The 9,626-nt window shown below is 72.6% G+C and carries 7 protein-coding genes; 3 read left to right on the top strand and 4 right to left on the bottom strand.

The features are described from left to right. From B9S58_RS07160 to B9S58_RS07145, 4 genes are all read right to left on the bottom strand, one after another. Positions 1 to 2,397 (bottom strand): DUF3488 and transglutaminase-like domain-containing protein (locus B9S58_RS07160; protein WP_103531283.1); only part of this gene is annotated, 2,397 nt, incomplete at its 3' end. Next, a complete protein-coding gene (locus B9S58_RS07155) occupies positions 2,394 to 3,761 on the bottom strand; it encodes a DUF58 domain-containing protein (RefSeq protein ID WP_103531281.1) in 1,368 nt (455 codons plus the stop codon). The genes B9S58_RS07160 and B9S58_RS07155, both read right to left, overlap by 4 nt. Then, complete coding sequence (locus B9S58_RS07150) at positions 3,761 to 4,810, bottom strand: MoxR family ATPase (RefSeq protein WP_103531280.1); 1,050 nt, start codon at positions 4,808 to 4,810, stop codon at positions 3,761 to 3,763. The genes B9S58_RS07155 and B9S58_RS07150 overlap by 1 nt, the downstream gene beginning before the upstream one ends. A 252-nt stretch (positions 4,811 to 5,062) precedes the next feature. After that, on the bottom strand, positions 5,063 to 5,626 hold the full coding sequence (locus tag B9S58_RS07145) for a carbonic anhydrase (protein ID WP_103531279.1): 564 nt from the start codon (positions 5,624 to 5,626) through the stop codon (positions 5,063 to 5,065). Positions 5,627 to 6,048: 422 nt separating this feature from the next. On the opposite strand from B9S58_RS07145, the gene rsmH reads away from it, so the two are divergent. The 3 genes from rsmH to B9S58_RS07130 are packed head-to-tail and all read left to right on the top strand — an operon-like array spanning position 6,049 to position 9,614. After that, positions 6,049 to 7,014: a 16S rRNA (cytosine(1402)-N(4))-methyltransferase RsmH gene (gene rsmH / locus B9S58_RS07140; protein WP_103531278.1), complete on the top strand. Its 966-nt coding sequence runs from the start codon at positions 6,049 to 6,051 to the stop codon at positions 7,012 to 7,014. Positions 7,015 to 7,063: 49 nt separating this feature from the next. Then, a complete protein-coding gene (locus B9S58_RS07135; protein ID WP_103531277.1) occupies positions 7,064 to 7,621 on the top strand; it encodes a septum formation initiator family protein in 558 nt (185 codons plus the stop codon). A 4-nt stretch (positions 7,622 to 7,625) separates the two neighbouring features. Beyond that, positions 7,626 to 9,614 (top strand): penicillin-binding protein 2, encoded by a 1,989-nt coding sequence (locus B9S58_RS07130; protein ID WP_103531276.1) that lies wholly within the window; start codon positions 7,626 to 7,628, stop codon positions 9,612 to 9,614. Positions 9,615 to 9,626 lie beyond the last annotated feature (12 nt).

Genomic DNA, 9,626 nt, shown 5'->3' with positions numbered 1-9,626 from the left:
GCGGCGCAGGCGGGCCGTCCAGCGACCGGCTCCCGGCCGGGCTGCCCAGCGCTCCGCGAGCGCTGTCCGACGGTCCGTGAGGGCCCACACCACCCGGACGGCCGAGCGGGGCAGAAGCGTTGCCCGCATCCGGGCGCCGCGGTCTGCCGATGCCCGCAGACCCGCCCGTACCGCCGACGCGTCCTCGGCCAGTCCGGCCGGGGGGCGCGGCTCGGGGGCGTACAGCACCTGCTCCACCGAGCCCGCGATCCGGTGCACGGCCTCGGCCGCGGTGGTGTCGAGCCGGCCCAGCCGCACGATCCTGGCCGCCGCCTTCCGGGGCGTCAGCGACTCGTCCGGCCCGATGCCGTGGTCCCAGGCCGTATCGGTGATCTCCCGCCAGGCAGCCAGCGTCCGCGTGGCGGCGTCCGCGGGCGTCCGGCCCCCGGAGCCCAGTCGGCGGTTTCTCGTCCGGGTCCGCCACAGCAGCGGTGACACCGGCAGCACGAGCACCAGGACCGCCGCGAGGATCACCAGCAGCACCGTCCCGGCCGGGGTGCCCCCGTCGGTCGGCAGCGCTGCTCCCGGCTCCTGCGAAGGCCCGCACGCGCCTTCCCGGCGCAACTGCGGCGGGCAGCTGTCATCGGCGGAAGGCGCGGCCGACGGGGCGGCCGAGGTGTCCGCGGAGGGCTGGGCCGCGTCGCTCGCGCTGTCCGTGGGGACCTCGGGCCGGGTGTACGACGGAGCGCTGCCCCGGCTCGGGGTGGGCTCGAACCGGGTCCACCCGACCCCCTCGAAGTACAGCTCGGGCCAGGCGTGTGCGTCGCGCAGCCCGACCGACGTCACCCCGTTCGACTTCAAGGTGCCCGGGGTGAAACCCACCGCGACCCGGGCCGGAATGCCCAGCGTCCGGGCCATCGCGGCCATCGAGAACGAGAAGTGGACGCAGAAGCCCTCCTTGTCGCGGAGGAACCGTGCGATGGCGGACGACCCGGTCCCCGAGGAGACCGTCGTGTCGTACGTGAAGCCGCCGTCGGAGGCGAACCAGTCCTGGAGCTTCACGGCCTGCTCGTAGACGTTGGACGAGCCTTCGGTGACCTGCTCGGCGGTCTTGGCGACCACGCCCGGCAGCGAGCCGGGGATCTGGGTGTACTCGCGGACCAGCTTCTCCGGCGGCGAACCCGCGGACGCGAGCTGCTCCGCCGTGGGTTCGACGACCAGGCTGCCGACCTCGTACCGCGCGCCGCGCGTGGTCTGCCCGTCGTCGCCGACCAGGGTGCGGCCCTCGGGCTCGTACCGCCAACGCCCGCCCACGCGCACCTCGCTCGCCGGGAAGGGGAGCGGCAGATAGGTCTGCTGGTAGGAGCCCGAGGCGGAGATGTTCGTCCGGACCTCGGTGACGGCGACGTCCCCGCTCAGCCCGGTGGGCTGCGGGAGACGGTCGGGAACGTCCGTCAGCCGGCGGGTGGAGGAACGCCACTCGCTGCCGTTGAACTCGTCCAGTGCCAGGATCCGGAGATAGAGGCTCTGCGGGTCCTCGATGTTGCTGCGGTACGTCATCACCTCCCGGTTGTCCGGCTGGTTGAGGTTGTTCTGGAGAGATACCAGCGGATTCACCGCGGAGATGGTGCCGCCACCGCTGCCCCGGCCGTTCCCCGGACCGCTGCCGCCCAGCAGACCGCTGTCCAGGGCGGGCAGGGCCAGCGGGGCCACCAGGGCGATGCCGAGCGCCAGCACGCCGATCCGCCGCCCGGTGCGGACGGGGGAGGATCCGCCGCTCGCACCGGCCGGCCCGTCGGCCAGACCGCCCGGGTTCCGCGCGGCTCCGCCGAAGACGCGGCCCCACTGGGAGAGCCGGTCCCGGCCCTCCGCCAGCAGGAGCAGCAGATAGCCGGAGGCGGCCAGCAGGAACCACAGCCAGCCCGCTCCGCCGTCGGAGAGCCCGGCCGCGACCGAATACAGGGCGAGCAGCGGCAGTCCGGCCGGGGCCGCGCTGCGGAAGGTCACCGCCAGGGCGTCCACCGCGAGACCGATCAGAACCACCCCGCCGATCACCATCAGCTTGATGCCGTCGGTCATCGGGGCCGGGGTGGAGTACGTGCCGACGTCCTCCCCGCCCGCCACCAGCAGCTCGCCGAGCCGCATGACGGCCGCCGGGCCGGGCAGCACCCCGAACAGGGCGTGGTCCCGGGCGAACATCAGCGTCAGCAGCAGCAGGGTGACCAGCGTCTGGACGGCGATGGTCAGCGTCCGTGCCAGCGGCACCCGGCGCGCGAGGGAGCCCACCGCGCACTGGACGCCGAGCAGCACCGCCGCCTGCATCAGCCAGCCGATCCCCTCCACCAGCGGGATCAGCGCCCCCGCCGCCAGCAGTGTCGCCGCATAGGCGCACAGCGCCAGCCTGGCCCGCCCGCTCATGACCATCCCCCAGCGAAACCTGTCGTGCCGCCGCTCGGGGCGGAGGAACCATCCGTGCGCATCCGGCCCGCCAGCTGCCACAGGGCGGGCAGTTCGGCCCCCGGCTCCACGGGCACCACGATCCAGCCCGACTCGCGCAGCCGGCGCAGCCGCTCCTCGGCCCGTCCCGCCGCGGCCTCGTCGCCGGCCCAGGCGGCGCTGTCCAGGACGAAGGCGACGCCCGCACCGGCGCGCTGCCGCATCCGGGCCGCGACCGCGGCCTGTTCCTCGTCCAGATCGCCGAAGAAGGCGATGAGCAGCCCTTCGTTGCCGCCGCGCAGCACGTCATGGGCGCGGGAGAGGCCCCCGCCGTCGGAATGCCCGACCACCGCGAGCGTGTCGAGCATCAGCCCCGCGGCGTCCGCGGACTCCTGGGTCGAGCCGGCGAATCCGCCGGATCCCTCGCCGGGCACCGCGTTCCCGTCGTCGGTGAGCAGCCGTACGGCGAAGCCGCGCCCCAGCATGTGCACGAGCGCGGAGGCCGCCCCCGAGACCGCCCACTCGAACGCCGAGTCGGGCCCCGCGCCCTGGTAGCCGATCTGCCGGGTGTCCAGCAGGACCGTGCACCTGGCGCGCTGCGGCTGTTCCTCACGGCGCACCATCAGCTCCCCGTGGCGCGCGGTGGATCGCCAGTGGACCCGGCGCAGGTCGTCCCCGTGCCGGTAGCCGCGCGGAATGATGTCGTCCTCACCGGCGAGGGCGAGCGATCGCTGCCGCCCGTCGCCGTATCCGGAGGCCTCGCCCGCCAGCCGCAGCGCGGGCAGCGGAACCGTGCGCGGGATGACGACGAGGGTGTCGTACGTGCTGAAGGAGCGGGTCAGCTCGCACATCCCGAACGGGTCGCTGAGCCGCAGCTGCAACGGGCCCAGCGGATAGCGGCCGCGCAGGTCGGAGCGGACCCGGTAGGACACCTCGCGGCGGCCGTCGGCCTCCACCCGGTTCAGGACGAAGCGGGGGCGCGGGCCGAGGACGTACGGAACGCGGTCCTGGAGCATCAGCAGTCCGGTGGGCAGCCGAGAGACGTTCTCCATCCGCAGGTGAACCCGGGCCTCCGCGCCCGCGGGTACCCGGGACGGCGAGAGCCGCCGGGTGCCCGTCACCCGGTAGCGGGTGCGGTAGAGCACGGTCACGCAGACCAGGGGCAGCACGGCCAGCAGCAGTCCGACCCGCAGCAGGTCGCTCTGGCCCAGGATGTACGCGCAGACGGCGGCGGCCAGCCCGGCGGCCAGGAACGAGCGTCCCCGGGTGGTCAGTCCGCCCAGGGCCGCCCGGGCGCCGCCCTTCCTGTCGCCGTCCTCCACGGCGCCGGGCTCGCCGGCCGCCATCACAGCCGCCGTGCGCCGTGCTGCTGGTGGTACAGCGGGCGGCCCGGCTCCTGCCCGCCCGGCATGGGAGGCGCGGTGCCGCCGGCGGAGGTCGGCACGGGGGTGCGCTGGATGATCTCCAGGACCACCTGCTCCGCCGTGCGGCGGTTCAGCTGGGCCTGGGCGGTGGGCAGCAGCCGGTGCGCGAGCACCGGTGTGGCCAGCGCCTGGACATCGTCCGGCAGGGCGTAGTCGCGCCCGCTGAGCGCGGCCGACGCCTTCGCGGCGCGCAGCAGGTGCAGCGTCGCGCGCGGGGAGGCGCCGAGTCGGAGGTCGGGGTGGCCGCGGGTGGCCCCGACGAGCTCCACGGCGTAGCGCCGCACGGCGTCGGCGACATGCACCGTGCGGACGGCGTCGATCAGCTTCACGATGTCGTGGGCGTGGGCCACCGGCTGCAGGTCGTCCAGCGGGGAGAGCCCCCCGTGCACGTCGAGCATCTGGAGCTCGGCCTCCGGGCTGGGGTAGCCGATGGAGACCCGGGCCATGAAGCGGTCGCGCTGGGCCTCGGGCAGTGGGTAGGTGCCCTCCATCTCGACCGGGTTCTGGGTGGCCACCACCATGAACGGGTCGGGCAGCTCGTAGGTGTGCCCGTCGATGGTGACCTGGCGCTCCTCCATCGACTCCAGCAGCGCGGACTGCGTCTTGGGCGAGGCACGGTTGATCTCGTCGCCGATCACGATCTGGGCGAAGATCGCACCCGGTTTGAACTCGAAGTCCCGCCGCTGCTGGTCGAAGATCGACACGCCGGTGATGTCCGAGGGCAGCAGGTCCGGTGTGAACTGGATCCGCCGCACCGAACAGTCGATGGACCGCGCCAGCGCCTTGGCCAGCATGGTCTTGCCGACACCGGGAACGTCCTCGATGAGGAGATGCCCCTCGGCGAGGAGCACGGTCAGCGACAGCCGTACGACCTCGGGCTTGCCCTCGATCACCCCCTCCACCGACCTGCGCACCCGCTCTGCTGTGGTGGTCAGATCCGTGAGGCTCGCTCGATCGTCATAGGTCGTCACCCGGCCCTCCTCGGCCCTTCTGCGCAGGGGCCGTCGCACGTACCCGCGCGGCCCACCCCGAAAAATCGGACACTCCTCCGGAAGGCCCGGGGGACGTCACACCCGCATTCTTGTTGCCGCTACTGCTTCGTGTCACTCGCCTGTGGATAAGTGGGTGCGGAAAGTCAGCTTCTGTCACGATTTCGGCGCCGTGGGGCACGGTGTTGGGTGCGTGAGGTGCGGCAGAGGGCCGTGCAGCGAGAGGGGATGCGTTCAGGAAACGGAGTGGATCTCGCGCAGCAGGCCGGTGGTCACGTCGAAGACGAACCCGCGAACGTCGTCGGTGTGCAGCAGGAACGGCGAGGTGCGCACCCGCTGCATCGACTGGCGTACGTCCTGGTCGGCGTCCGAGTAGGCCTCCACGGCCCAGACCGGACGCTGGCCCACCTCGCGCTCCAGCTCCTGCCGGAAGTCCTCGGTGAGGGACTCCAGGCCGCAGTTGGTGTGGTGGATGAGGACCACGCTGCGGGTGCCGAGTGCCCGCTGGCTGATGGTCAGCGAGCGGATCACGTCGTCGGTGACCACGCCGCCCGCGTTGCGGATGGTGTGGCAGTCGCCGAGCTCCAGACCGAGCGCGGCGTGCAGGTCGAGCCGGGCGTCCATGCAGGCGACCACGGCGACCTGGAGGACCGGGCGCGCGTCCATGCCCGGATCGCTGAACTCCTTCGCGTACCCGGCGTTCAGTGCGACGAGCCGGTCGGTGACCTGGCCCCCCTCGTGGGCCGTTGCGGCGGGGGACGTCACGGACTTGGCGGAGGGGCGAGCGGAAGTCGACATGGATATGACGTTAGCCTTCCCACCTGGTCCGGGCGTGCTGTGAGAGCGGACAAAGAACATCAACGCGACTTGTTGTGAGCTAACCCACAAGGCCCGGGGATGCGTCTGTTCGAGTGAGTTCGCCGCATCCGTACGGGTGGAGCGACGCGCTGCGCGGTTCAGTTGATCGCGCATCGATCGACTGGCAGGGTGGACTAAAGTAACGCGAAGTCACCACCCGCCCCGTACCCGACCCGCTGCCCCATCGCACCCCCTGCATATTCCGTATTTCCCCCGTGATGTGCGGCGTACGTGCGACCCGGCCCTCTCCCGCTCTCGGTCGGCCGACGCCTCTTCCCCGGCGCCGGCGGACCTCCCCTTCGGAGCGGGCGGGGACCAGGACGTACGTGCCGGCCGCGCGGGACAGAGCCTGAGAGGGCGCATTGAGCCAGACCCGACACGTTCCGGTGATGCTCCAGAGGTGTTTGGACCTGTTGGCCCCGGCTCTCCAGGACCCGGCCCACCCGGAGCCCGTGGTCGTCGACTGCACCCTCGGTCTCGGCGGTCACAGCGAGGCGCTGCTCGCCTCCTTCCCCACCGCCCGGCTGATCGCCCTGGACCGTGACAAGGAGGCGCTCCGCCTCTCCGGCGAACGGCTCGCCTCCTACGGTGACCGGGCCACCCTCGTCCACGCGGTCTACGACGAGCTCCCCGAGGTCCTCGAACGGCTCGGGATCCCGAAGGTCCAGGGCGTCCTGTTCGACCTCGGCGTCTCCTCCATGCAGCTCGACGAGGCCGACCGCGGGTTCGCGTACGCCCAGGACGCCCCGCTCGACATGCGCATGGACCAGAGCACCGGCATGGGCGCCGCCGAGGTGCTCAACACCTACCCGCCCGGCGAACTGGTCCGGATCCTGCGCGCGTACGGCGAGGAGAAGCAGGCCAAGCGGATCGTCTCCGCCGTCGTGCGCGAGCGCGAGAAGGAGCCGTTCAGCAACAGCGCCCGGCTCGTCGAGCTGATCCGTGACGCGCTGCCGCAGGCCGCCAAGCGCACCGGTGGCAACCCCGCCAAGCGGACCTTCCAGGCCCTGCGCATCGAGGTCAACGGCGAGCTGAGCGTCCTGGAGCGGGCCATCCCGGCCGCCGTCCAGTGCCTCGCCGTCGGCGGCCGCATCGCGGTGCTGTCCTACCAATCGCTGGAGGACCGGCTGGTCAAACAGGTCTTCGCGGCCGCCACCGCCAACACCGCGCCCCCCGGACTGCCCGTCGTCCCCGAGCGCTACCAGCCCCGGCTGAAGCAGCTCACCCGGGGCGCCGAGCTGCCCACCGAGGAGGAGGTCGCCGAGAACCGGCGTGCCGCCCCCGCCCGGCTGCGCGGCGCCCAGCGCATCCGCGAGGAGGAGCGATGACCACCGGGGCCGGGCGCCGTCCGGCGACACCCCCCGAGGGAGCCGTGCGGTGAGCGAGCCGGCCGCACCGCTGAAGGGGCGGGCCGCCCGGCTCGCCCGGCTGATGCCGTCCACGGGGCCCAGCACCGCGGCCCGCACCCCCTTCGTCCTGCTGGTGGTGCTGCTCCTGGGCAGCGGGCTCATCACCCTGCTCCTGCTGAACTCCGCCCTCAACGAAGGATCGTTCAGGCTCAGCGAGCTGAAGCGGGACACCACCGAGCTCACCGACGAGCAGCAGGCCCTCCAGCGCGACGTCGACAGCCGCTCCCAGCCCGACGCCCTGGAACGCCGGGCCCGGGAACTGGGCATGGTCCCCGGCGGCAACCCCGCCTTCCTGAACCCCGACGGCACGGTCCGCGGCGTCCCCACCGAGGCCACCGCCCCGCCGTCGCCGAGCCCCAGCGCCTCGGCCGACGCCACCCCGGACCCCGAAGCCCTCGCCGCCGGGGCCCCGACCGGAACCTCCGGCTCCGTGCCGCCCCCCGGATCCGTACCCGCGACCGGGCCCGAACCCGCGACCGCCCCAGCGGCGGAGAACAGCCCGCCCCCGACGAGCCCCGGCAGGTGACGCAGTGCCGCCCAAGGAACCGCCGCGCCGTCGCGTACCTGGACCGGCCCGCCCCCGTAACGGGGCCAACGGATCCGGCCGCTCCGGCGCGCGCCCACCGGCCCGCCGCCCCCGTCCCGCCCCGGGGCGCACCACCGCGCGCGGCGGCACACCGCGCTCCCTGCGTCTCGGTAGCCCGCGCCCCCGGCTGCGGTTCGTCAGCCTCGGGCTGACGCTGGTCATGCTGGCCTTCGTGGCCCGCCTGCTCCAGGTCCAGGCCGTCGACGCCAGCGCGTACGCGGCCAAGGCCGAGAAGAACCGCTACTGGGAGTACACGGTCGCCGCCGAGCGCGGCGAGATCACCGACCGCAAGGGCGTCGCCCTCGCCACCAGCGTGGACGCGCACAACATCACGGCCGATCCGAAGCTGTTCACGCCCGAGGACAGCAAGGCCCCCGACGCGCCCCAGCAGGCCGCCGCCCTGCTCGCCCCGATCCTCGGCAAGGACGTCGACGAGCTCGTCAAGAAGCTCTCGACGCCCAAGCGCCGCTACACCGTCCTCGCCTACCGGCAGACCCCCCAGGTCTGGAAGCAGATCAAGGACCTCAAGTCCGTCTTCGCCGAGAAGGCCTCGGAGGACAAGCTCAAGGGCGGCCCCGGAGCCAACGTCCTGGCCGGCGTCCTCCAGGAGCCGACCACCAAGCGCGTCTACCCCAACGGGGATCTCGCCGCCGGGATACTGGGATTCGTCAGCGACGACGGCAAGGGCGGCGGAGGCCTCGAATCGCAGCTGAACAAGGAACTCGCGGGCGAGGACGGCAAGGTCCGCTACGCCCAGGCCGGCGGCCGGCGGGTTCCCACCGCCGGCAGCACCGAGGTCCCGGCCGTGCCCGGCTCCGACATCGAGCTGACCATCGACCGCGATATCCAGTGGGCCGCCCAGAAGGCCATCAGCGACCAGGTCGCGAAGTCCAAGGCCGACCGCGGCTACGTCATCGTGCAGAACACGAGGACGGGGGAGCTGCTGGCCATGGCCAACGCCCCCGGCTATGACCCCAACGACCTCTCCCAGGCCACCTCGGCCTCCCTCGGCAACGCGGCCCTCCAGGACGTGTACGAGCCCGGCTCCACCAGCAAGGTCATGTCCATGGCCGCCGTACTGGAGGAGAAGGCCGCGACCCCCGGCACTCACGTCACCGTCCCCAACCGGCTGCACCGCGGCGACCGGCTCTTCAAGGACGACGTCGACCACCCCACCTGGTACCTCACGCTCAACGGGGTCCTCGCCAAGTCCAGCAACATCGGCACCATCCTGGCGACCGGTCAGCTCGGCAAGACCCAGGCGGAGTCCAACCAGGTCCTCTACTCCTACCTGCGCAAGTTCGGCCTCGGCTCCAGGACCGGGCTCGACTACCCCGGGGAGTCGCCGGGCCTGCTGGCCCACCCGAAGGACTGGTCGACCTCGCAGCAGTACACGATCCCCTTCGGCCAGGGCCTCTCGCTCAACGCCGTCCAGGCCGCCTCGGTCTACTCCACCATCGCCAACGGAGGCGTACGGATCGCCCCCACCCTCGTCCGGGGCACCAAGGGCTCCGACGGGCGCTTCGAAGCCGCCGAGGCCCCCGAGGAGAGCCGGGTGGTCAGCGAGAAGACGGCCAAGACCCTGGCGACGATGCTGGAGTCCGTCGTCGACGACCGCGAAGGGACCGGCACCAAGGCCGCCATCCCCGGCTACCGGGTCGCGGGCAAGACCGGCACCGCCAACCGGGTCGACCCCGACCGCGGTGTCTACAAGGGCTACACCGCCTCCTTCGCGGGCTTCGCCCCAGCCGACAAGCCGCAGGTCACCGTCTACTGCGCGATCCAGAACCCCACCAAGGGCAGTTACTTCGGCGGCCAGATCTGCGGCCCGATCTACAAGCAGGTCATGGAGTTCGCGCTCAAGACGCTCCAGACCCCACCGTCCGGCAGCGAGCCACCCCGGCTGCCGGTGTCCTTCAAGCCCGGCGAGTGAACACGGGGATGC

Source organism: Streptomyces sp. SM11 (assembly GCF_002910905.1).
Classification (GTDB): domain Bacteria; phylum Actinomycetota; class Actinomycetes; order Streptomycetales; family Streptomycetaceae; genus Streptomyces.
The sequence above is the reverse complement of the archived record's forward strand: the minus strand, read 5'-3'. Positions and strand labels throughout refer to the sequence as shown.

Excerpts from the sequence above, each read along its gene's own strand:
- B9S58_RS07155 (WP_103531281.1), bottom strand. The coding sequence starts at position 3,761 with ATGGCGGCCGGCGAGCCCGGCGCCGTGGAGGACGGCGACAGGAAGGGC.
- B9S58_RS07145 (WP_103531279.1), bottom strand. The coding sequence starts at position 5,626 with ATGTCGACTTCCGCTCGCCCCTCCGCCAAGTCCGTGACGTCCCCCGCC.